Annotated in this window: 23 protein-coding genes and 1 pseudogene; 17 read left to right on the plus strand and 7 right to left on the minus strand. The window is 54.8% G+C overall.

The features are described 5' to 3' along the window. The first annotated feature begins 29 nt into the window (after positions 1–29). The 7 genes from KGZ93_07560 to lnt all read left to right on the plus strand — a co-directional run bounded on the left by KGZ93_07560 (position 30) and on the right by lnt (position 5324). Positions 30–254: a zinc ribbon domain-containing protein gene (locus tag KGZ93_07560; protein MBS3909468.1), complete on the plus strand. Its 225-nt coding sequence runs from the start codon at positions 30–32 to the stop codon at positions 252–254. A gap of 50 nt (positions 255–304) precedes the next feature. After that, positions 305–913 carry a uracil-DNA glycosylase gene (locus KGZ93_07565; GenBank protein ID MBS3909469.1) on the plus strand — a complete coding sequence of 203 codons (609 nt, stop codon included), beginning with the start codon at positions 305–307 and terminating at the stop codon, positions 911–913. A 61-nt stretch (positions 914–974) separates the two neighbouring features. After that, entirely contained in the window at positions 975–1454 is a 480-nt protein-coding gene (tsaE, locus tag KGZ93_07570) for a tRNA (adenosine(37)-N6)-threonylcarbamoyltransferase complex ATPase subunit type 1 TsaE (protein ID MBS3909470.1), read from the plus strand. Further along, the gene (gene tsaB / locus KGZ93_07575; GenBank protein MBS3909471.1) at positions 1441–2148 is read left to right on the plus strand and encodes a tRNA (adenosine(37)-N6)-threonylcarbamoyltransferase complex dimerization subunit type 1 TsaB; all 708 of its coding nucleotides are present in this window, start codon (positions 1441–1443) and stop codon (positions 2146–2148) included. The genes tsaE and tsaB overlap by 14 nt, the downstream gene beginning before the upstream one ends. A gap of 7 nt (positions 2149–2155) precedes the next feature. Continuing rightward, on the plus strand, positions 2156–2671 hold the full coding sequence (gene rimI, locus KGZ93_07580; protein ID MBS3909472.1) for a ribosomal protein S18-alanine N-acetyltransferase: 516 nt from the start codon (positions 2156–2158) through the stop codon (positions 2669–2671). A 41-nt stretch (positions 2672–2712) separates the two neighbouring features. Next, positions 2713–3747, plus strand: coding sequence for a tRNA (adenosine(37)-N6)-threonylcarbamoyltransferase complex transferase subunit TsaD (gene tsaD / locus KGZ93_07585; protein MBS3909473.1), 1035 nt, complete (start codon positions 2713–2715; stop codon positions 3745–3747). A gap of 80 nt (positions 3748–3827) precedes the next feature. Further along, a complete protein-coding gene (gene lnt / locus KGZ93_07590; GenBank protein ID MBS3909474.1) occupies positions 3828–5324 on the plus strand; it encodes an apolipoprotein N-acyltransferase in 1497 nt (498 codons plus the stop codon). Positions 5325–5621: 297 nt separating this feature from the next. On the opposite strand, the gene KGZ93_07595 is transcribed toward lnt, so the two are convergent. Continuing rightward, on the minus strand, positions 5622–5909 hold the full coding sequence (locus KGZ93_07595; GenBank protein ID MBS3909475.1) for a hypothetical protein: 288 nt from the start codon (positions 5907–5909) through the stop codon (positions 5622–5624). A 409-nt stretch (positions 5910–6318) separates the two neighbouring features. Between KGZ93_07595 and groES the strand changes: the two genes are divergently transcribed. Further along, entirely contained in the window at positions 6319–6609 is a 291-nt protein-coding gene (gene groES / locus KGZ93_07600; protein ID MBS3909476.1) for a co-chaperone GroES, read from the plus strand. 61 nt (positions 6610–6670) lie between these two features. Continuing rightward, positions 6671–8305, plus strand: coding sequence for a chaperonin GroEL (groL, locus tag KGZ93_07605; GenBank protein MBS3909477.1), 1635 nt, complete (start codon positions 6671–6673; stop codon positions 8303–8305). 110 nt (positions 8306–8415) lie between these two features. Here groL and KGZ93_07610 read toward each other — a convergent pair whose 3' ends face one another. Continuing rightward, complete coding sequence (locus tag KGZ93_07610; protein MBS3909478.1) at positions 8416–9993, minus strand: NAD(P)/FAD-dependent oxidoreductase; 1578 nt, start codon at positions 9991–9993, stop codon at positions 8416–8418. 687 nt (positions 9994–10680) lie between these two features. On the opposite strand from KGZ93_07610, the gene KGZ93_07615 reads away from it, so the two are divergent. The 4 genes from KGZ93_07615 (at position 10681) to aroF (ending at position 14756) form a co-directional block, all read left to right on the plus strand. Then, positions 10681–11838: a GuaB3 family IMP dehydrogenase-related protein gene (locus KGZ93_07615; protein ID MBS3909479.1), complete on the plus strand. Its 1158-nt coding sequence runs from the start codon at positions 10681–10683 to the stop codon at positions 11836–11838. Positions 11839–12089: 251 nt separating this feature from the next. Next, positions 12090–13643, plus strand: a complete 1554-nt coding sequence (gene guaA, locus KGZ93_07620) for a glutamine-hydrolyzing GMP synthase (GenBank protein ID MBS3909480.1) — start codon at positions 12090–12092, stop codon at positions 13641–13643. Between the two features lie 69 nt (positions 13644–13712). Further along, on the plus strand, positions 13713–13982 hold the full coding sequence (locus KGZ93_07625; protein ID MBS3909481.1) for a chorismate mutase: 270 nt from the start codon (positions 13713–13715) through the stop codon (positions 13980–13982). Positions 13983–13991: 9 nt separating this feature from the next. Next, positions 13992–14756, plus strand: a complete 765-nt coding sequence (gene aroF / locus KGZ93_07630; GenBank protein MBS3909482.1) for a 3-deoxy-7-phosphoheptulonate synthase — start codon at positions 13992–13994, stop codon at positions 14754–14756. Positions 14757–14852: 96 nt separating this feature from the next. Here aroF and KGZ93_07635 read toward each other — a convergent pair whose 3' ends face one another. Both KGZ93_07635 and KGZ93_07640 read right to left on the minus strand, forming a co-directional pair. Next, positions 14853–15092 (minus strand): DUF2442 domain-containing protein, encoded by a 240-nt coding sequence (locus tag KGZ93_07635; protein ID MBS3909483.1) that lies wholly within the window; start codon positions 15090–15092, stop codon positions 14853–14855. Continuing rightward, a complete protein-coding gene (locus KGZ93_07640; protein ID MBS3909484.1) occupies positions 15073–15309 on the minus strand; it encodes a DUF4160 domain-containing protein in 237 nt (78 codons plus the stop codon). The genes KGZ93_07635 and KGZ93_07640 overlap by 20 nt, the downstream gene beginning before the upstream one ends. Before the next feature lie 287 nt (positions 15310–15596). On the opposite strand from KGZ93_07640, the pseudogene KGZ93_07645 reads away from it, so the two are divergent. The 4 genes and pseudogenes from KGZ93_07645 (at position 15597) to KGZ93_07660 (ending at position 19855) form a co-directional block, all read left to right on the plus strand. Next, a pseudogene (locus tag KGZ93_07645) lies at positions 15597–16106 on the plus strand (SPFH domain-containing protein). Positions 16107–16186: 80 nt separating this feature from the next. Beyond that, positions 16187–16354 carry a hypothetical protein gene (locus tag KGZ93_07650; protein MBS3909485.1) on the plus strand — a complete coding sequence of 56 codons (168 nt, stop codon included), beginning with the start codon at positions 16187–16189 and terminating at the stop codon, positions 16352–16354. Positions 16355–16853: 499 nt separating this feature from the next. Continuing rightward, positions 16854–18956 (plus strand): DNA helicase PcrA, encoded by a 2103-nt coding sequence (pcrA, locus tag KGZ93_07655; protein ID MBS3909486.1) that lies wholly within the window; start codon positions 16854–16856, stop codon positions 18954–18956. A 131-nt stretch (positions 18957–19087) separates the two neighbouring features. Next, positions 19088–19855 (plus strand): hypothetical protein, encoded by a 768-nt coding sequence (locus KGZ93_07660; GenBank protein ID MBS3909487.1) that lies wholly within the window; start codon positions 19088–19090, stop codon positions 19853–19855. 84 nt (positions 19856–19939) lie between these two features. On the opposite strand, the gene KGZ93_07665 is transcribed toward KGZ93_07660, so the two are convergent. The 3 genes from KGZ93_07665 to KGZ93_07675 all read right to left on the minus strand — a co-directional run bounded on the left by KGZ93_07665 (position 19940) and on the right by KGZ93_07675 (position 22469). Further along, positions 19940–20239 (minus strand): hypothetical protein, encoded by a 300-nt coding sequence (locus KGZ93_07665; protein ID MBS3909488.1) that lies wholly within the window; start codon positions 20237–20239, stop codon positions 19940–19942. Between the two features lie 293 nt (positions 20240–20532). Then, positions 20533–21759, minus strand: coding sequence for a SufD family Fe-S cluster assembly protein (locus tag KGZ93_07670; protein MBS3909489.1), 1227 nt, complete (start codon positions 21757–21759; stop codon positions 20533–20535). Next, positions 21744–22469, minus strand: a complete 726-nt coding sequence (locus KGZ93_07675; protein ID MBS3909490.1) for an ABC transporter ATP-binding protein — start codon at positions 22467–22469, stop codon at positions 21744–21746. Before KGZ93_07675 ends, KGZ93_07670 begins: the two co-directional genes overlap by 16 nt. Between the last annotated feature and the right edge of the window lie 91 nt (positions 22470–22560).

Genomic DNA, 22560 nt, shown 5'->3' on the forward strand with positions numbered 1-22560 from the left:
AAACCGGATATCAACAGTAGTTATAGTAGGTGAGCCTTATTCCCATATACGAATTTAAGTGCGGAGAATGCGGGTGCGTCTTTGAGAGGCTGGTGCCTGTCGCCTATGCCGAGACGCCGGCCTGCGCCGAGTGCGGGGGCACGCAAGTCAAGAAGCTCTTCTCGTCATTCGGGTTCGCCTCGGGCGGCAAGAGCGGTTTCGGTGCCGGGTGCGGCCCGTGCACGAGCACTAACTGCGGTACTTGCGGACATTAGGCGGTTTAATGGAAGAACTTTCGAAACTAGCGGAATCATCGATTGGCTGCATGCTGTGTCCGCTTGCGGAGCAAGGTCGGACGCAGGTTGTCTTTGGCCACGGCAACCCTCGCGCCGATATCATGTTTATCGGGGAAGGTCCCGGGTCTAACGAAGACAAACAGGGCATACCGTTTGTGGGCGCGGCCGGCAAGCTTCTCACACAGCTTCTGGAGACAATCGGTCTGGAGCGCGAAGACGTATATATAACAAATATCGTTAAGTGCAGGCCGCCCGGCAACCGCGACCCGAAACCCGAAGAGATAGAGACATGCACGAACCGGTATCTCTTCTCGCAGATGGATTTGATTGGGCCAAAGGTCATCGCCACGCTCGGGCGTTTCGCCTCGTCCGTGATTCTAGAGATGAAAAACGTAGCGATGGGCGGCATTCACGGGCGGAAATTCACCAAGGGAACGCATCTCGTGGTGCCGATTTACCACCCGGCCGCCGCGCTCCATTCACGGGCCAACATGAAGCCGCTAACCGAGGATTTCGAAAATCTCCGGCGCTACGTAGAAGAGAAGGCCGGAGAAGAACAGCGCGTTCTTGCCGAAGCAGTTCAAATCGAAACCCACCATGTCTTCGACGAAAAAGCCGAGCAGATGGGACTGTTCTAGCGGTTGCGGCAGCGCGCGCGGCGCATCATATAATGAAGAGTAAATGAGGTTTTAAGTCTGTATGTTGACGGTCATAACACATTCATCAGAGGAGACCTGGGAGTTGGCTCGCAAGCTGGCTCCCATATTAACGAAAGGCGATCTCATAAGCTTAAGCGGCGACCTGGGGGCGGGCAAGACGGTCTTTGCGAAAGGGCTTGCCGCCGGCCTCGGCATCGATGCGCCCGTTACCAGCCCGACCTTTACGATTATCAAGGAGTATGAAGGCAAGCTGCCGCTCTTTCATTTCGATGTCTACCGGCTGGCCTCCGCGGAAGAACTCGAAGAGTTAGGCGCTGACGAATACTTCTACGGCGAGGGTGTCTCGGTCGTCGAATGGGGCGATCGGGTCGAAGAGATCTTGCCCGAGGAGCGCCTGTCGATAAGGATACTGCGCCTGGTCGACGAAGACCTGCGACGGATAGAGGTCACGTCCCACGGCGAACGATGGAAGAAGCAGGTCGATAAATGGTTGGATGGAGAAGAGTGTGTTGATTCTTAGTCTCGATACATCGAGCCCGGTGCTGACGGTCGCGCTTCATAACGGGGATAGTATAGTCGGCGAAGAGACGACCTGGATGCCCCGGGGCCATATGGCCAAACTCATCCCTTTCATCGACGAGCTGTTAACCGCGAAAGGCTTTAAAGTAGACGATGTTACGCATATGGTCGTCGGAAGCGGGCCGGGCTCGTATACGGGTTTGCGAATAGGTATGGTCATCGCGCGCACCTTCGCCCAGCTCTTGGAGGTTCCCATCATCGGTGTTCCGAGCGCCGACGCCATCGCGTACGGGAACATACCGGAGGCAGGCGTTGCCTGTCCGATAATCGACGCGAAGCGAGGAGAGGTCTACACCGCGCTCTATCGCCCGCACGACGGCTCGGTCGAGCGGATTACGGAGTTCATGGCCATACACCCGGATGAACTCGCGAAAAAGCTGCGGGATGAGAGGTATGAGCGGGTTGTTTTTGCCGGAGACGCGGTCAAACTCTACGAAGGGGTTCTGGCCGAGGCGCTAGGTGGGCGCGCCGTCTTTGCGGCGGAAGAGGCCTGGTGGCCGCGGGCTTCCGATTTGGCCTCGCTGGCGCTGCCTCTGATTATCGCGGGCGAATTCGATGAGCTGTATAAATTGGCGCCGATTTACGTGAGATTGTCTCAAGCCGAGGAGATGTGGGAAAAACGACATCGGGGGTGAGCGTGTCATGATAACGATAAAACCGGAAGTCCGCGAGATGGCGGCGGTCGATGTCGATCAGGTATACGCCATTGAAGCAAGCGCTCACGTTACACCCTGGAGCCGTCTCACGTTTCAGAGAGAGATAGCGAACAAGCGGCATAATATATGCCTGGTCGCGGAAGTCGGCGAGAGTGTCGTAGGGTTTGTGTGCCTGTACCATGTGCTCGATGAGGGGCACGTGACCAATATTGCGGTGGCGGCTCCGTACCAAAACAAAGGCATCGCGACTCGCTTGATGCTCGAAGCCGTCGAGCGGGTTGTCAAGCGGGGCATTAAGCGCTTGACGCTAGAGGTGCGAAAGTCCAACACCAAAGCGCAATATCTCTACATCAAGTTTGGCTTCAAGATGAGTGGTTTGCGCAAGGCTTACTATACCGACAACCGGGAAGACGCGCTCGTCTTCTGGACCGGGGATATTTCGGATGGGAATTATCAGCGGCTTTTTAAGGAGATTCGCGAAGGCCTCGACGATAGGGAGTAGCGTTCCGGTTGAGCGGCGATACCGGCGGAGGGCATAGTGTTATGGCAAAAGATATCTACATATTGGGAATCGAGACCTCATGCGATGAGACCGGTGCCGCTATCGTTAAAAACGGTAGCGAGATAGTCGCGAATGTCGTCGCGTCGCAAATAGAGTTTCATAAGAAGTTCGGCGGGGTCGTCCCGGAATTGGCCTCGCGGAAGCACCTCGAGATAATAAACCCCGTCCTCGATGAAGTGCTGGAGCAGGCGGGTATGGGATACGGCGACCTCGATGCCGTCGCGGTCACAATCGGGCCGGGTCTTGTCGGCGCGCTCTTGATGGGACTCGGTGCCGCCAAGGTCATCTCATACGTTAAGAAGCTGCCGCTCGTCGGCGTCGACCATATCGAAGCTCACATCTACGCGAACTTTGTCGACCATCCCGACTTAAAGCCGCCGTTTGTCGCGCTGGTGGTCTCGGGTGGACACACGATGCTCGTGTATATCGAGGAGTACGGCAGTTACGAGCTTATGGGCCGGACCCTCGACGACTCGGTGGGCGAAGCCTATGATAAGGTCGCCGCGTTTCTGGGGCTCGGCTATCCCGGCGGGCCGATCATAGACAGCTTAGCTAAAGAGGGGGACACCGAAGCCATTCGGTTCCCGCGCGCCATGATGAGTAAAGGCGAGTTAAATTTCAGCCTGAGCGGTTTGAAGACGGCGGTTCTAAATTATGTCTCAAAGTTGAAGACTCAATCGGTTGAGTTGCCACTGCCCGACCTCACGGCGAGCTTTCAGGCGGCCGTCGTCGACGTGCTTGTCTCCAAGACGCTTCGCGCCGCTAGTCAGAAAGGCGTTGATAAAATAGTTATGGCCGGCGGTGTCGCCGCGAACAGCTATCTCCGCCGGCGCATGACCGATGCCGCCCGGGACGAGGGTATGGTTCTCTACTACCCGAGCATGTCGTTATGTACCGACAACGCCGTCATGATAGCGGCGTCCGGCTACTATCGCTTTATCGCCGGCGAGCGGCTCTCCCTCGCGGCGAACCCCATACCTAATCTTCGCTTAGGCCAGAGCGTTCAAAGCCTATAGCCGTTCTGGATTCTCGCGTTCGACTCCGGTATGCTTAAAGGTGATAAGTTTGTCGCAAATTTTTATTTAAAGATGTAATCATGGTGTTTTCCGTAAACCTTTTGCTCGCGTCGCTAACCGGGGTTTTGCTCGCGTCGGCCTTTCCTTATCCCTCGATATCCTTGCTCGCCTGGGTCGGCTTAGTGCCTCTGTTTTCCGCTTTGAAACGAAGCGACTTCAGGCACGCTCCGTTGTTGGGGCTTCTCGCGGGCGCAACCTTCTTCGCGACGGTACTTTATTGGATAAACATCTTCGGCTATATAGCTTGGATTTCGCTGAGCCTGGCGCTATCCGGCGCGTTCGTTCTCTTTGCGACCGCATCCTGGTTGGTGATGAAACGGTATGCGGGCACCGGTAAATTTATCGTCATACCTTCGCTCTGGGCGGTATTCGAGTTTGCGCGCTCACTCGGACCTTGGGGGTTTGCCTGGGCGTATCTCGGCTCTACGGTTGAGCACCCGTTTTTCTTGGGGGTCGCGTCATACGTCGGCGAGGTGGGGCTCGGAGCGCTCATAATCCTCGGGAACCTGGTTCTCTTTAGCCTAATCGACGGCGAAGGTCTTCGCGGGCGTCTGCGGCAGGCTGCCCCGGGCATAGCAGTCGGCGCGGTCTTATTGGTACTTATGTCGCTCTATGGTCAGACAGCCTCGGCTTTGTTAACGCCGAACGTGCTCGACGGGAAGTCGCCTGTTGTGAGAGCCGCCATTATCCAGCCGAATCTCGCCCAAGACCTCAAAGCCGACCTTACCAACAACGACGCGATTAAAGCACTCTATATCGCTATGACCGAAGAGGCGCTCAAAGCCGAACCTGAGTTGATAATCTGGCCGGAGAGCACGCTCATCACGCGAATCGACGATGAACCCGAGTTCTTGGAACGGGTCGCGAAACTGCTGCGTCCCACTGAGACGGCGTTGGTCTTCGGCGGGGTCGAAGGGGTCGAAGACCGCATCCACAACACCGCGTTCTATCTCGACGCCGACAGCCGTCTTCACCGATATCGCAAGATACACCTGGTGCCGTTTGGTGAGTATATGCCGATGCGCCCGCTTGTCGAGCGCATCAACAGCATGGCGGCGCTGGTCAATGATTATACCCCGGGACGCGAATACAAAGTCTTTGAGATGGGCGGTTCCCGTCGGTTTTCGACGGTGATTTGCTTCGAGTCGTCCCAATCCGGCCTGGTCGGGCGGATGGTCCGGGAGGGGGCGAAATTTCTGGTCATCGTTACCAACGATGCCTGGTTCGGCAAAACGGCCGCCGCCGAGCAGCACTTTCGCATCACCCGGATGCGCGCCGCCGAATACGGCATCCCGATTGTGCAAGCGGCGAATACCGGGATATCCGGCTTTATAAACGCGGATGGTATAGTCGACAAGCGAAGCGGTCTCGACAAGCGTATTGTTCTCAGCGACGCCGCGGTCCTTTCCGGAGGAGCGACGCTTTACACAAAAATCGGCTTTATCTTTCCTTATATTTATCTTCTGGTAGCGGGCGTCGGCTTGGCGCTTACGACGAGGCGTGGGGAAAATGCTTGAGCGTGTGTGCGCTATGGGTGGGTGGAGGTTCGACGTTTTGAGCATCGAAAAGAGCTGCAAGGTACTTGATAGCAGCTCTTAATGACTAAGCGGGCTCCGAACTACGGTTGCTTATGGGCTCAATAGAAAAGCTGAATTTGCCGCAATCCGGGCAAGACTCGACGCTGACACTGAGTAAAGGGGGAACACATACCCGCCAAGTCTTACCGCATTTTTCACAGACAAGTACCTCTACCAAGAGCGCGACCCCCAATACTTAAAAGTTAGAAAATTTGGTGTCGGATGATGCTGAACGAATTAGCCTATTCTTCTTGCCAGGAAACCATAGTCCGGGAGCGCTTGCATAACCGCTTCGAAGTGCTCCTCGGAGCCGGGCTCCAGTGGCTCTGCTAAGGAGACCGATAAGGCGTTTGCCCCGGAACCAATATACCGAGGCATGCTGTACTCCTTATTTAAAAGGAATTCGATTTCTCGCGCGGACTTAGCGTCGTACCCGGTTAGGGTTGCCTTGTCGCCGGCGAATTCGGCCGTGACGACTCCGAGCGCGACCCTTCCCTTAAACCTGTCGATCACAAATCTAGACATAAAACCTCCGGTGTTTTTCGGCACTACTAATCCTTATTATCGGTAGTGGGTTTACAAATATTAATACCCTTAGAGTCAATGCTTTGCCGGGCATTTGCGACAAAGGTTGGGAGTGGGCGGATAAACGGTATTAAAAGTGCCGGGAATTACTATAATCACTAAAGAACTACGCAAAAGCAGCCGATAACTACGGTACAAAAGGAAATGCGGTATCCCTAGAAATAAAAGGTGGGGGAGATAGGACCACCCGGGGGCTGCATTTCTTTTATTTATTTATAGAAGAGGTTTAACCCGCACTGTTTTGGCAAAAATTTAATTCAGGATGTTGATTTAGCAGTCAAGCTATTGTAATATACGTTTAGCACTCGCAGGAGCAGAGTGCTAAAAATACTGTTGGGAGGGTCGATTTATGAATCTAAAACCTTTGCGTGATCGTGTGATTGTAAAGCCGATAGAGCCTGAGGAGGTAACCAAGAGCGGTATTGTCATACCTGACACCGCCCGGAAGGAGAGGCCTCAGGAAGGCGAGATCGTCGCCGCCGGCGACGGCAAGCTCGACGATAGCGGCAAGCCGATTCCTATGGTCGTAAAAGTAGGGGACAAAGTCATTTACTCGAAGTATGGCGGCAGCGAGATCAAACTCGATGACGAAGAGTTCTTGATTATGCGCGAGGAAGATATTCTCGCAATCGTTGAGTAGGGCGGATGTTGCCGTTTAGCATTTGTTAAAGTTTATTTTACCAAAGGGAGGGAACGCTTAAATGCCTAAAATGATTGAGTTTAATGAAGAAGCTCGGCGTAGGCTTGAAGCAGGCGTAAACAAACTCGCCGATACGGTCAAAGTGACGCTCGGACCGAAAGGGCGTAACGTTGTCATTGACAGGAAGTTCGGCGCGCCGACCATCACGCATGACGGCGTGACGGTGGCGAAAGAGATAGAACTCGAAGACGCTTTTGAGAACATGGGTGCGCAGCTCGCCAAAGAGATAGCGACCCAGACCAATGATGTCGCCGGTGACGGAACGACCACCGCGACGATTCTTGGGCAAGCCATCGTTCGCGAGGGCATGAAAAACGTGGCCGCGGGCTCGAACCCGATGTTCATCAAGAGAGGTATCGACAAAGCGGTCGCGGCTGCTGTCACGGAGATTAAGTCGCTCTCGAAGAGCATCGACACCAAAGAAGAGATTGCCTCGGTAGCTTCTATTTCCGCTGCGGATACCGAAATCGGCAACTTGATCGCCGACGCGATGGACAAGGTGGGTAAAGACGGAGTTATTACCGTTGAGGAGTCACAGACCATCGGCACCGAGCTTGAGATAGTCGAGGGCCTACAGTTCGACAAAGGATATATATCCCCTTACATGGTCACCGACACCGAGAGGATGGAAGCGGTCCTCGATGACCCGCTAATCCTCATCGCAAACATGAAGATCGGCGCGATCGCCGACCTCTTGCCGGTTCTTGAGAAAGTAATGCAGGCGGGTAAACCGCTCTTTCTCATTACCGAGGATGTCGAGGGCGAAGCTCTCGCGACGCTTGTCGTCAACAAGATTCGCGGCACCTTCACCGGTATCGCCGTAAAAGCGCCGGGCTTCGGCGAGCGCCGCAAGGCGATGCTCCAGGATATCGCAATCGTCACCGGCGGGCAGCTTATAACCGAGGAACTCGGCATCAAGCTCGACACCGTGACTATCGATATGCTCGGCCGCGCGCAGCGCGTTCGCATTACCAAAGAGGACACGGTCATCGTTGGCGGCGCCGGCAAGCCGGAGGATATCCAGGCGCGTATCGGCCAGATCAAGAACGAGATCGACAGGAGCGATTCGGAGTTCGACCGCGAGAAGCTCCAAGAGCGCTTGGCTAAGCTCTCCGGCGGCGTAGCGGTCATCCGCGTAGGCGCTGCTACCGAGACCGAGATGAAAGAGAAGAAACACCGCATCGAGGACGCGCTATCAGCGACGAAAGCCGCCGTTGAGGAAGGCATAGTCGCGGGCGGCGAAGTCACACTCATCAATATACTCCCGGCAATCCGTACCGCCGGCGAGGGTCTTGAGGGCGACGAGAAGGTCGGAGCGCAAATTATCGAGCGCGCGATGGAGGCTCCGCTCCGTCAGCTGGCGCAAAACGCCGGCTTCGAGGGCTCCGTAGTCGTCGAGAAGATCAAGACGATGAATAAGGGTGAAGGTCTCAACGTGGTCACGGGTGTGTATGGCGACATGATGAAGGACGGGGTTATCGACCCGGCCAAGGTGACCCGTTCCGCGCTGCAGAACGCGGCATCCATCGCGAGCCTCATTCTTACAACCGAAGCTGCCATAGCCGACAAGCCCGAAGAGGGCGGCGGCGGAATGCCCGGCATGGGCGGAATGGGCGGAATGGGCGGAATGATGTAAGCCGATCGGATAATTTCGAGTGCCGGATTCATAGCGCTCGATGCTTACATAAAGAACAGGATTTCAGGCGGAGGCGGGGTCGAGAGGCTCCGCCTTTTTCTGTCCCTCGGTTACTTCGAGATTCCCCCGCGGTCGTCATCCTCGGTGTTGACCGCCCAGATATTATCTTTGGAGACGACGCCGTCTATCAAATTTTCGACCGCGACCATGGCGGTGAGCATCGAGTGGTCCGCGTTGTTGTACCGGTGCATGCCGTTTCTGCCAATCAGGAACAGATTGGTCACGCTATCGGTAAAGTCTTGTATGATGCCGAACCGGTCGTAACTTCCAAAGTAGGCCGGGTAGGTTTTGGGTATCCTGATTACCGTGCGGTCCAAAACGTCGTGTTCTTCTATTATGTCGATTTTCCCTAACTCGGCGATGGCAAATTCGGCAAACTCATCGTCCGTTTGGCTCCATAAATCATCGCCTTCGTTGCAGAAGTATTCCAATCCTATCCAGACGGTGTTGGGGTCGGCCACCATGTAGGGGCTCCAGTTGTTGAATATCTGCAACCTTCCGAGCTTTACATCACGCTCCTGGATATATATCCAGTTATCCGGAACGATGTTATTAATCGTTTTGAACTCCGTCTCGTTGCCGATTTTGAGTTTGTTCAAAAGCAGCCCGACTGTTATGAAATCCCTGTATAAGAGGCCGCCCGCCACTTCTTGTACCGCTTGCGGGACGGTGTCGCCGAGCGCCTCTATTAAATCCTTAACCGGCATCGTCGAAAAGTAGAAATCCCCTTTGAAGTAGACGGAGTTGCCCGCTTCGTCTTCTGCGAGGACCTCGGTAATCAGGTTTCCCGAGCGTCTTACGGCGATAACTTTGTGGCGCATATATAGCTCTCCGCCGGCCTCGACGACCTGGCGGGCTACCTCTTCCCACATCTGGCCGGGCCCGAACTTCGGGTAGGTGAACTGTTCGATAAGGCTGGTCTCCGTATTGCTCTGCCGTATCGAGTCGTCCTTTGCGACCGTGCTTCTGACGGCGTGGAGAATCGCTCTTGTGACCGAGAGCCCTTTAATTCGTTGCGCGCCCCATTCGGGCTTTATCCGGCCGCAAGGGACGCCCCAGACTTTCTCGGTGTAGTCCTTGAAGAAGGTGAGGTAGAGTTCTTTGCCAAACCGGTTAATAAAGAAATCCTCGAGGGATTTCTCTTCTTTTATAGGGCTGAGGCGGGCCTTTGCGTAGCTCGCGCCTATTTTGGCGATTCTGACCAGGCCGAGGTTTTTGATTGTGTTGCCGTTCAAGGATATCGGGTAGTCAAAGAATTTGCGCAGGAAGAATATTCTTGAGAGCCGGCTTCTGACCAGCATGACCTTGTCGGTTTGCTCCGGGTCGGGCGCGTCTTTTTCCTTGGACAACGCGACGTCTCTTCCGAGAAGAAGGTCGTCGCTTGCCGGTCTGCCTTGTAGCGGGAGAATCGTCTGCCACCAGTCCGTAACCCTGCTCGACTTGGAGAAGAACCTGTGGCCGCCGATGTCGATTCGGTTTCCTTTGTAGTTTACGGTTTTGGAGATGCCGCCTATATCACCGGTCATCTCCAGCACGATTGGTTTGATGCCGGTCTTTTTGAGCAATTCATACGCGGCTGTCAGCCCGGCGGGACCCGCTCCGATTATGATTGCGGTCTTTTGATTCATATGCGCCCCTTAATTGAACAAGATGTATTTCCCGGCAAGGAAGTTCCAAAGATAGATGAAGACGGTTGCGACTATTTTCGCCGTCAAGTAGCGATAATGCGAGTAACCCGTTGTAGCCTCACAGTTTTTTGACTGAGCCAAGGCTGCCGTCGCCGATGAGCATGGATGCTCTAACCTCCAGTGAATTGGTGTCGGTAGTCCGTCGTCGCCTGTCGCTTAGCTTAAACCCAGTATAGGTATTTATTTGGAAGGCTGCAAACAACGGTACGATTAGGGGATATTGGTTGACGATTCGAGTTAAGGACAAGCGCATGCACGAAAGGTCGGGCGACCGCATCGTTTTCTTGACATAACAGGTCATCGGGTGTAAGATAATCGAAATTTTACCCCTGAAATTGAGCACTTATTCGATTGGCTCCAGTCATATGTAGGTCTATAAGCCCGGGAAGCTCAACCCCGACGGGGACGAGCAGAGCCGGGTCTTTGTTTAACGCTAAGAATGCGGGCGCCGTGCGGCTATATGTCTGCTGAGGCATAGAAAACATGGCCGCGTTGGCGCGGATTTCACGGCCTGAGCTTGGCCGCGCTGTAGGTTATGTCGTGTCCGGGGTACTGTTTCAATAACAGCGCGTGTTAGTGTAGACTAAGAACATTAACCATATTTATAATTACTTATCGGGAGGGAGTATGGAGATAGAGATTGGGAGAGGAAAAAAGGGGAGACGGGCGTACGGTTTTGACGACATCGCGATTGTCCCGAGCAGGCGGACGCGTGATCCTGAAGATATCGACATAATCTGGGAACTTGCGGGAAACAAGTTCGAGCTGCCGTTGTTGGCTTCGGCGATGGATGGGGTAGTCGACCCTAAGCTCGCGATCGCGTTGGGCAAAATGGGGGGGCTGGCGGTACTCAATCTCGAGGGTATCCAGACGAGATTCGAAGACCCCGACCCGGTGCTCGACCAGATAGCGGCCTTGTCCAACAAGGAAGCGACACGCGGTTTGCAGGAGCTATACCGGGAGTCGGTAAAAGAAGAATTAATAGCTAAGCGAATAAAAGAGATAAAAGCGGGTGGTGTGTTGGCTGCCGCCTCGCTCACGCCGCAAAAGGTCGAGAAGTATTATAAGACGGCGATAGAGGCCGGCCTCGATATCCTTATCATCCAGGGTACGGTCGTCAGCGCCGAGCATGTCAGTACCCAGGTCGTGCCGCTCAACTTGAAAGAGTTTATCGGCCGTCTCGATATACCGGTAATCGTCGGCGGTTGCGCTTCGTATTCGACCGCGCTTCACTTAATGAGAACCGGCGCGGTCGGCGTCCTGGTCGGTGTGGGGCCGGGCCACGCGTGCACGACGCGCCGCGTGCTCGGTATCGGTGTGCCGCAAGCGACCGCTATCGCGGACGCCGCGGCGGCCAGGATAACCCACCTCGAAGAGAGCGGTCGTTACTGCCATGTAATCGCCGATGGCGGCATGCGCACCGGCGGCGATATCGCCAAGGCTATCGCCTGCGGCGCGGACTCGGTCATGATAGGCTCGCCTATCGCGAAAGCGGAAGAAGCGCCTGGCCGCGGGTATCACTGGGGCATGGCGACATTTCACCCGACGCTTCCGCGAGGCACGCGGGTTCACGCGGGACAGCGTTGCACGCTCCGGGAGTTGCTTCTCGGGCCGGCGCGCGAGAATGACGGCACGCTCAATCTCTTCGGCGCTCTCAGGACATCTATGGCGACTACCGGTTACCAGAACATCAAGGAGTTCCAAAAAGCCGAGGTCTTGGTGGCACCGTCGCTTCAGACCGAGGGCAAGGTCTTGCAGCAATCACAGGGTGTCGGGATGTGCTAGTACGCGGCCGCAAGCCGTTCGTTAGAGATTTTAGACGCGGCGCATTATGGGGCCGATTAAGTGGAGCCGCCGATTGACGGCAATGCAATAAAGGAGTCGGGAGCCGGTTCTCCGGCTACCGGCTTTTTGCGCTTTTGTCGTGTAAATCGAGCGTGAAAGCTGTATTCTATTTACAAATATGACTATATGCAGGCATAATAGATGTTTTAAGCGGCCAATTCGTTGGCTTACCATGAAGGAGACGAACCCGATTGACAACGCCTGATTTAACAAGCGAATTTCAAACAGTTTTAGTCGTCGATTACGGCGCACAATATGCGCAGTTGATTGCGCGGCGCGTTCGAGAGTGTAAGGTATACTCCGAAATAGTGCCGCACAACATCTCGATTGAAGAGATAAAAGCGAAGAACCCGAGCGGGATAATTCTCTCGGGAGGGCCGGCGAGTGTCTACGCCGAAAACGCGCCCGCCGCAAACCCGGAACTCTTTAGACTTGGTGTCCCCGTACTCGGAATCTGCTACGGGATGCAGCTTATGGCGCATTCGCTCGGCGGTGAAGTCGCCCGCACGGGCAACCGCGAGTATGGCAAGACCGACCTGGTCGTCGACAGTGACGAGGAGCTTTTTCACAATATCCCGCTAAGCCAAGTCGTTTGGATGAGCCATTCGGACGCGGTAAAGAGCGCGCCCGACGGCTTTAAAATCACCGCGCATACCGATAGTTCGCCGGTGGCGGCGATGGAGAACCACGACCAAAAACTTTATGGAGTCCAGTTCCACCCCGAAGTCGCGCATACGGTCTATGGGATGGAGATGCTCAAGAGTTTTCTATATGGGCCGTGCGATTGCGTCCCGAACTGGACGATGGTCTCGATAATCGAGGACGCCGTCACCAAAATTCGCGAGCAGGTCGGCGACGACAAGGTCGTCTGCGGCTTGAGCGGCGGGGTCGACTCGTCCGTTGCGGCGATTCTCGTCCACAAAGCTATCGGAGACAACCTCGTTTGCATCTTCGTCGACCACGGGCTGCTCCGCAAGGGCGAAGCGGTCAAAGTCGAGGAGACCTTCCGCAAGCACTTCCACATAAACCTTATACACGTGTCGGCGCAAGACCGCTTTCTCGATAAACTAAAAGAGGTCACCGACCCCGAGCGCAAGCGCAAGATAATCGGCGAGGAGTTTATCAGGGTCTTCGAAGAAGAGGCCGCCAAGTTCCACGACGCGAAGTTTCTGGTCCAAGGGACGCTCTATCCCGACGTAATAGAGAGCGGGACCAAAGACGCCGCGCGGATAAAGACGCACCACAACGTGGGCGGGCTCCCCGATGACATGGTGCTCGAGCTGGTCGAGCCGCTCCGTCTCCTGTTTAAGGATGAGGTGCGCGCGGTCGGCGAAGAGCTGGGCTTGCCCGATGAGATAGTCTGGCGCCACCCCTTCCCGGGACCGGGCCTGGCGGTGCGCATTATCGGCGACATAACCGCGGAGCGCCTCGATATCTTGCGCAACGCGGACGCGATATTCGAAGAGGAGATAAAGCGCGCGGGTCTCTACCGCGAGATATGGCAGTCGTTCGCCGTACTTCCCTGCATCAAGAGTGTCGGTGTTATGGGTGATGAGAGAACTTACGCCTATCCTATTATCATACGCGCCGTCACCAGTGAGGATGCGATGACCGCCGATTGGGCGAGGATACCCTATGATATCCTTGAGCGGATATCGAGGCGGATTATAAACGAGGTCGACCACGTCAATCGCGTGGCGTATGATATCAGCTCGAAACCGCCGGCGACGATCGAGTGGGAGTAAACTCGCGTTCATATGATTGGTGCGAGATTGTAAGTTTCAATTTGTAAGGTTAAATTTAGGAGGAATGATATGAGCGAGGACTCGATGCGCGAGATAGAGGAGTTGCGCGCTAAAATCGATGTTATCGACAATGAGCTGGTCGAAAAACTCAACACGCGCGCGGAACTCGCGCTGAAAATCAGGGCGCTTAAAGCCAAAAGCAGCTTGCCCCTTTACGACCCCGGGAGAGAAGAAGAGATATTCCAGAAGATAACCGCGGTAAACAACGGCCCCCTTTATGATGACGATTTAAGAAGAATCTACGACACCCTGCTGCAGACGATGAAGAGCTTGGATTAGGTGGCCGGAATGATAAAGAATGGTGAATTGACGATAATCTCGGGGCCGTGCGCGGTCGAGAGCCGCGAGCAGGTGATGGAGGTCGCTAAGGCCGTCGCCGAGCTTGGCCTCACGTATCTGCGCGGCGGTGCGTTCAAGCCGCGCACCTCACCCTATAGCTTCCAGGGCCTCGAGGAAGAAGGGTTGAAATATCTTACCGAAGCGACCAAGACCTATGGGTTAAAAGCGGTGACCGAGGTAATGGATACCGAACATGTCGAGCTGGTGCTGAGCTATGTCGACATGATACAGGTCGGCACCCGCAACATGGCTAATTTCGCGTTGCTCAAGAAGGTGGGCGCGCTCAGCGCCGAGCGCCGTATCCCCGTTATCTTAAAGCGAGGGATGTCGGCGACGATCGACGAGTGGCTGCTCGCCTCCGAGTACATCACCCGGGCGGGCAACCCCAACGTTATATTGTGCGAGCGCGGTATTCGCACCTTCGAGACGGCGACACGCTTTACGCTCGACATCGCCGCCGTGCCGGTGGTGAAGAAACTCAGCTCGCACCCGATAATCGTAGACATCAGCCACGCCATGGGCCACAGCGACTATATTATCCCGATGAGCCGCGCCGCAGTCGCAGCCGGCGCCGACGGCCTTATGATAGAGGCGCACCCCAACCCGAAAAAAGCCCTCTGCGACGGCGCGCAATCCTTGACGCCCGAGCAGCTCAGGCAGTTGGTCGGTGAGGTACGCCCGATTGCTGAAGTGTTGGGGAAGCGGGTTGTGTAGGATTAGCTTTAGGTTTTCCTGGAAATGTATTTAACAAATGTTGACAAGTGCTTGTCTTAAGGATGGGCACTTGTTTAATTTAACGGGCTTGTCAGTTTAATTCAGTAAAGCACTGACCGAAATATCTTCATCTAACTCATCCCAGTGTATGCCAACGCCTTTACCGATCAGTCGCCAGTTCTCTCTTTGCTCTTTTGTTGCATCTCTTAATTTGGGAAACCACCCAAGAGGCACACCAATTTCCCGCCCATCTACGAGGCGTATATGCATCATATCATCGTCAAACCATACTGTAGAAGCCATTGCCTCGGGTTGTTTAGCTACCGAAGTGCTCATGCCATTTCTCCTTAAAAAATTTTACGTTTCCAATAGCCAGCTTTCTTAGTTCGTTCAACTCCCGTGCGTTATACCCTACTGATCTTGCAAGCTGCACAGGGTCAAGCCAAAACTTAGCATAACAGTCACCGGATTCAACATGTATATGCGCCGGCTCATGCCCCTCATTGCTAAAAAAGAAGAAACGAAACCGTCCAAGCCTTAAAACTGTTGGCATGTTTAATTATACCTCGTTTCTTAAGATTTTTAAAAAGTCGAAGTAAATATGTTCTAGCTTTTTCTATTCATTCAAGCGTCTGGAGTCTGGTTAACCCTTCAGTCGGCTTCATTAGACAGACCCACCGTGATTCTCATATATGCTTTAACACATAGGACTATATATACAAGCGATAGTATAATTATAAGAACCACAGGTTTCAAGTCATTTTAAGAAATATTGTTTCAATAATGGCAAGCAAGAATATTAACAATGCTAACATCGTGATATTTTTATGATATCATTTCGTTTGGCGTGTTAATGATACCGCGCAAGCCGTTTTTGATGTCGATGACTATAAGAAATACGTCGCGATGCAGAGCGAGTCGGCGCTGCGCCATGTAGCTACCGCCTACGCCTATGACCACGGTGACGATACCGATATCTCGCAAGAGGAAATCACGCTGCGCAGCAACATCCGGGAGGTTTCAGAAGCGTTGCTTATCGAACTTGGGGAGCGACTCGGGGTGGCGGGTATCGAGGTTGACGACGCGCGCCTGACGCACCTCGCTTATGCCCCTGAAATCGCCCAAGTAATGCTCCGTCGCCAGCAGGCTGAAGCCGTCATCGCCGCCCGCCGTAAAATTGTCCATGGCGCGGTCAGTATGGTCGAGATGGCCCTCTCAGAACTCGCCGCAAAAGGCGTTTTAGACCTTGATGACGAACGCAGGGCAGCGATGGTCAGCAATCTAATGGTCGTCTTGTGCGGTGAGAGTGAAGTGCATCCGGTTGTTAATGCGGGCACGCTCTATTCGTAAAACGCAATATTGCTATGGATATAGACGCATTTTCTGGGTAGCCGAACAAAGGACATTTCCAATATTTGAAGGTGTATGACATGGCTTCACGCAAACAATTCTTATTGCGCATCGACGCCGACCTCTGGGCGGAACTTGAGAAATGGGCTGCGGATGAGCTTCGGAGTGTCAACGCCCAAATAGAATATGTTCTTCGCGATGCCGCGCGCAAACGGCGCCGCAAACATAAAAGCGAAAGACAAGGATAGACAAGGGGACACTGGTTTTCTGTAAGTTCTAATTATATGGCGCAGATTTTTGCTAGGGTCTGAGGATTGTAGCGAAGCGCGAGCAGTAATTCTCGATAGTCTTACCCCTGTATTTGCACAGCCAGCATCACCTTATGCCAAGCGGCTGATGGCTTAGGTCGGGCCGATAGCGGATGTGTTGGGGGCTAGGTTGATGGAGGAGGTTTGGTGTAAGAGGCCTGCTGCGAGCAAGCGAGCTGATGCAGGCTGATGGTCGCTTTGAATCATCAAAAAGGTACTCGAAACGATCGATTGGCGGCCTCGCGCCGTGGTCATGGCGAAAATCCGTTGAGGGCTTAGAAATGAGCGGGCCGATGCGCTATAATAAGCAGTGCGGCAGGAGATATCGAAGGCCTGGACTTTTAAGGCCTTTATTTTTTGCGCCGCGTTCACAAACAGACACAGTATAGAATTGCGCGACAAAACGAATTTTAAGGGGTCGAATTTTGCGAGGTAGCAGATGTTAGATAAATTAAATCCGGTCCAGTGCGAAGCGGTAACGCACGGCGAAGGACCCCTGCTGGTTCTGGCCGGCGCGGGGAGCGGCAAGACCAGAATACTCACCCACAAAATCGCCTACCTCATCAAGGAGCGGGGGATAAGCCCTTTCGAAATACTGGCCATCACTTTTACGAACAAAGCCGCGAAAGAGATGAAGGAGCGCGTGGCGAACCTGGTCGGCAGCGTAAGCCGCGCGATGTGGGTGAGCACGTTTCACTCGACCTGTGTGCGCATCTTGCGGCAAGAGGCCGAGCGCCTCGGTTATAATCGCAACTTTGTCATTTACGACGCCGCCGACTCGCTGCGCCTCGTCACATACTGTATGCGCGACCTTAACATCGACACCAAGCGCTACCCCGCAAAGAAGGTCGCGGGGGCGATATCCAACGTTAAAAACGAGATGATAGACGCCGAGGCGTTCGCGATGCGCGCCGCGACCTACGCCGAGACGGTCATCGCCGACGTCTATGCGCTCTACCAGGAGCGCATCTATAAGAGCAACGCGTTCGACTTCGACGACCTCATAATGGTGACGGTCAACCTTTTCGAGCTTTTCCCGTCGGTCCTCGAGGCCTACCAGGATAAATTTAAATATGTTCTTGTCGACGAGTACCAGGATACCAACCTCGCCCAGTACGAGCTGGTGAAGATTTTAGCGGGCAAACACCGTAATCTCTGCGTTGTTGGTGACGATTGTCAGTCGATTTACGGGTTCCGTGGGGCCGATATTCGCAACATCCTCGAGTTCGAGCGGGATTATCCGGATTCGCGGGTCGTCAAGCTTGAGCAGAATTACCGCTCGACCAAGACCATCCTAAGCGCGGCCAACCACGTGATGCAAAACAACCGGGCGCGCAAGCCTAAAGCGCTCTGGACCAAGAACGAGGCTGGTGAGCTTATAACCCGCTACCAGGGAGAAAACGAGCACGAAGAGGCGACCTTCGTCGCGAGCGAGATAGAGCGGCTGGTAAAAGCGGGCAGAAGCTATAAAGAGTGCGCGGTCTTCTACCGCACCAACGCCCAGTCGCGTGTGCTCGAGGAGATATTTTTGCGCTACGGCGCGCCCTATAAAATCGTCGGCGGTTTGAAGTTTTACGACCGCGCCGAGATAAAGGATGTTCTCGCGTACCTGCGCGTGCTGTCAAACCCGCAGGATACGGTGAGCTTGAAGCGCGTCATCAATGTGCCGAAGCGCGGCATCGGTGACACCTCTGTCGCTAAAATCGACGCCCACGCGCTTAAGAAGAACATCGTCTTCAGCGAGACTTTGAAGAATGTCGATGAGATAGGCGCGCTCTCCGCCGGGGCGAAGAAGAACATAAAGAAGTTTCTCGCGCTAATCGATGAGCTGCTCGCGCTAAAGGAGAAGGAGACGCTCGAGAACCTGGTGCGGGCGATGCTCGATATGACCGGCTACCTCACGGCCTACGAGGACGAAGGGACGATGGAGGCCCAGAACCGGGCGGAGAACGTCAAGGAGTTTATCGGCGTCGTCAAGGAGTTCGAGGACACCCGCGCCGAGAGCGGGCTCGACGCCTTTCTAGAAGAGGTCGCGCTCATCGCCGATATCGACAACCTCGACGACGAGAACAACGCGGTGACCCTGATGACCGTCCACAACGCCAAAGGACTCGAGTTTAACGTTGTCTTTATCGTCGGCATGGAGGACGGCGTCTTCCCGCATATCCGCTCGATGACCGATACGACCGAGCTTGAGGAGGAGCGCCGGCTCTTTTACGTCGGCATCACCCGCGCGATGCAAAAACTCTACCTCTGTAATGCCTGGTCGCGCAATCTCTGGGGCGGCCTAAACTATAATTCGGTCTCGCGATTCCTGCAAGAGATACCGCCGGAGCTGACCGATGACGCCGTAAAAGTCGACACCCAGGCTAAACCCCCGTCCCAAATAGGTTCGTTCAAAGTCGGCGATAACGTCTTCCACCAGAAGTTCGGCGTGGGCCGCGTCGTCTCGGTCAAGAGCGAGGAGCAGCTGACCGTCTTCTTCGAAGCCGAAGGTGAAAAGACGCTGCTATTGAGTTATGCGCCGTTGGAGAAGCGGTAGGGGTGTGGCGTTGCGGGGGTTGCGGTGCCGCTGTATGAGTAAATAGTGCCGGTGTGATGACTGGTTCAAGCACGGAATTACAGGTGATACCAATAAAACTGTACATAATCTCCGCCGGGGCGGCGCCCCGGGTGCTTAATAAGGAAGAAAGCGAATACGCGCTCGCTTTTAACGAGAATTTCGCACAACGCTTCATCAAGCACTTGAGCAACGATGAGAGCCTCTGCACCGCGTGCCACGACGATTGCGTCGAGTGCCGGCTGAGCCTGGTAGACGACCTATCCGGCAATATCGCGGGCCAACACAAGCTGCCGCTCTTAACCGACCAGTTCATCGACGACCCGCAAGAATACCTTCCCGCATCCGTGCCCGGTCACGATATCACGCTCGCGTTCAACATCCATTTCGATATCCTGCTTGACGTGCCGAAATTGGCCGCGAAGGCGGGGAGCAGGGCGCTCATCGCGCCGGTGGAGGACCCGGATTGGCTCGGCGGCTGGACCAAAGCCCGGCTCGAAGAGGAGTGCGCGGAACTCGGACTGGAGTTCGCCGCGCCTAAACCGTTCTGCCGCTTGACCGGAGACGGCTATGAGTACATCAAAGCGTTCATCGAAGAGTTTAAGGTGGGCCGTCCCGAGGTCGAACTCGATATCGACGGCGGCATCGTAACCCATGCCCATGTAATAACGAGCGCGCCCTGCGGCGCGACCTACTATCTCGCCCGCCTCTTCAAGGGCGCGACGGCCGATGACAAACTACTCGAAGTCGCCTGCAAGGGGCTTTCAAGCTACCCGTGCACGGCAAGCACGAAAATCGACCCCGAGTTCAAAGACAGTATCACGCACGAGGCCAACTACATAATGATGGATGTGCTCAAAGAGAAGCTAAACTCGCCTTAACGACGGCGTAAGCCGGTTTACGCGAAAACAAAAAAGCGGGGTGTTGAAACCCCGCTTTTATCGGCTCTTTGTTTGTCGTAAACCCTAGGCTTTAGCTTCGAACTGCCAGGAACCGACCTTCAGCTTCATGTCCTCGTTTATCTTGCCTAAAATCAGGTTGTAATCGTGCGAAACCTCTGACGGAACCGTGTGGAGCATGATTTTCGTAAGGTCTTCCGGATGCCTGAGCTTAACAGCCTTCGCCTGATACATAAACTCATACTCGCTGATACCGAGTTCATCGAGCATCTTCTCGACTTTGATAACACTCCAGGCGTCTTTCTTTACGCTTTTAACACCAGCCCAATCGAGTAGTCTACCAAATGTTGTCGTCCTTGTCGTCATCGATCTCACCTCCTGATAAGATGTCCGTCTTCTAAATCCTATGCCGCGAATGCGGCGTTTTCGCTTAATCACACTATACTAGGGTATTCCCAAAGTGATAATTAAAACCTGGCAAACGCATAGGGATTAGCTTGAGCGGGCTTTTTAGGGAGTGAGTGGTATCGAAAAATGATGTTCCGCACGCGGCGCCGCCCGCCCGCCGGTCACGATGCTCGTGGCGGGCCGGTAATCGGCAACCCCCAAATCCATTTTGTTATCGCGCGGAAGAGCGGCGCGGCAAAGCCGCGGCGCAACTACATAAACCCCTGTTGGCCTGTTTCGACCGCCCTCTTGATGGCGTTTTCGAGATGCGGGGGCAAGCCCATTATCCTTACATCGAGGAATCCCCGGATGATGGTCGACTTCGCCTCTTCCTCGCTTAAGCCGCGCGCCATCAGGTATTCGATCTCCTCCTTGGCGATCTTGCCGACGGCGGCCTCGTGCGACATCTCGACGTCGGCGACGCGCCCCTCAAGCTCCGGGACCGCCGCGACTATGCCGTGCTCGCTCAGGATAAGGCCGTTGCACTCCATGTGCGCTTTGACGCCGGGCACCTCGCCTATCATGTGGCCGCGTGAGATAACGGTGCCGCCGGTGCTTATGGTGCGCGAGATTATCTCGGCTTTCGCGCCGGGCGCTCGCAGGTAGGTGCGCGCTCCGCCATCGACGTGCGAGCCCTCGGGCACGGCTATGATGGAGTTAAACCGCGCGGTCGCGTTTGCGCCGTTGAGGTAGGCGTTGGGGTACATCTGCAGCGAGTGCGCCCGCCTGAGCAGGATATAGTTCGAGAGAAAGACCCCGTCCTCATCGATGATGATACCGGTTCGCGGGCGCACGGCGACATTTTCGTTCCAGCCGTGTATCATCGTAAACGAGACCTTGGCGCCTTTCTTGATGAAGAACTCCGAGACCCCGAGATGGATGCCCTCTTTGACGTGCGGACCGGTCGTGCAGCCGGTGATAATATGAAGCTCCGAGCCTTCCTCGGCGATGATTATGTTGTGGACGTTCTGCGTGATTTGCTCTTCTTTGAGGTAGAGGCAGGCCTGGAGCGGGAAGGTGGTCTTCACCCCCGGCAGCGTGCGTATGAAATAGCCGTCGTTTTGGTGGAGCTGGACGTGCGCGGTGTATTTATCCTGGTCGACGGCGACCGCCTTCCACCAGTACTCCTCCATCCAGTCATATTTCGCGAGCGCTTCGGCGGTGCCCATCACCTCGACGCCCTCTTGCGTCGAGTCGCGGTGCCTAACCGTCGTGTCGTGCTGGATGAAGCTTCCCGAGCGCTGCTCGGCCTTAGTGTCGATGCCGACGGCCATCAGGCGCTCTTTTTCTTCCGCGCTAAGGGTCTCGAGGTTTTCGACATACTCATAGCGTTCGGACGGCTTGATATATTTCTTCAAATCGATATCCTCGCCGAAGGGCGCCTTTTTGTCGACGGCCGCCTCGGCCCGTTTCGTCAAATCATCTAGCAGCTTGGACATATCGCACACTCCTCATAACCGCTTTTTTTGATGTGCCCGAGCATCTCCCTCGGGTTTCCCGAGCAGGAGATTCGCCCGCCGAGCAGGATGTGCCCGACATCGGCCTCGACGTAATCGAGGATATAGCCGGTATGGGTGATAATAAGGCACGAGTTGACGCGTTGGCGCTTCATGTCTTTTTGCAGGAGCTTGTTGATGGCGCTTCCCAAGAGCGAGATGTTCTCGAGGTCGACGCCGCTCTCCGGCTCGTCGAGCAAGACGAAGTTTGGCTGTTGCGCTATGAGCTGCGCTATCTCGGAGCGCTTTATCTCACCCCCCGAGAAACCGTCGTTGACATCGCGGTCGAGGAGGTACCCGAGATTTACCTCCCCCGCTATCTCGTCGATATTCGCCCCGCCGCGCCCCGAAAGCTCGATTATCTGGCGGGTCTTTAATCCTTTAATCGTCGGCGGTCGTTGGAAGCTCATCCCCATCCCGAGCCGCGCCCGCTCGTGTAGCGGCAGGCGCGTAACGTCTTCTTCGTTAAAGAGTATTTGGCCGCCGGTAACCTTATATTCCGGAAAACCCATTATCGACATTAGAAGCGTCGTCTTCCCGGCGCCGTTCGGCCCGAACAGGATGTGCGTCTGTGCCGTGTCGATTGTAAGGTTGACCCCGTGCAGGATTTCTTTTCCAGAAACCTCTACCTTTAAATCGGTCAGTTCCAACATGAGGTCTCCTTTCTTTACCTCGGTATAAATCAAGCAAAATATACCCAAATTAACGGTATTTTAAGCGCCTGCTTGCATAGGGAAGGTCTTT

It is taken from the genome of Actinomycetota bacterium (assembly GCA_018333515.1).
Taxonomy (GTDB): Bacteria; Actinomycetota; Aquicultoria; order Aquicultorales; family Aquicultoraceae; genus Aquicultor.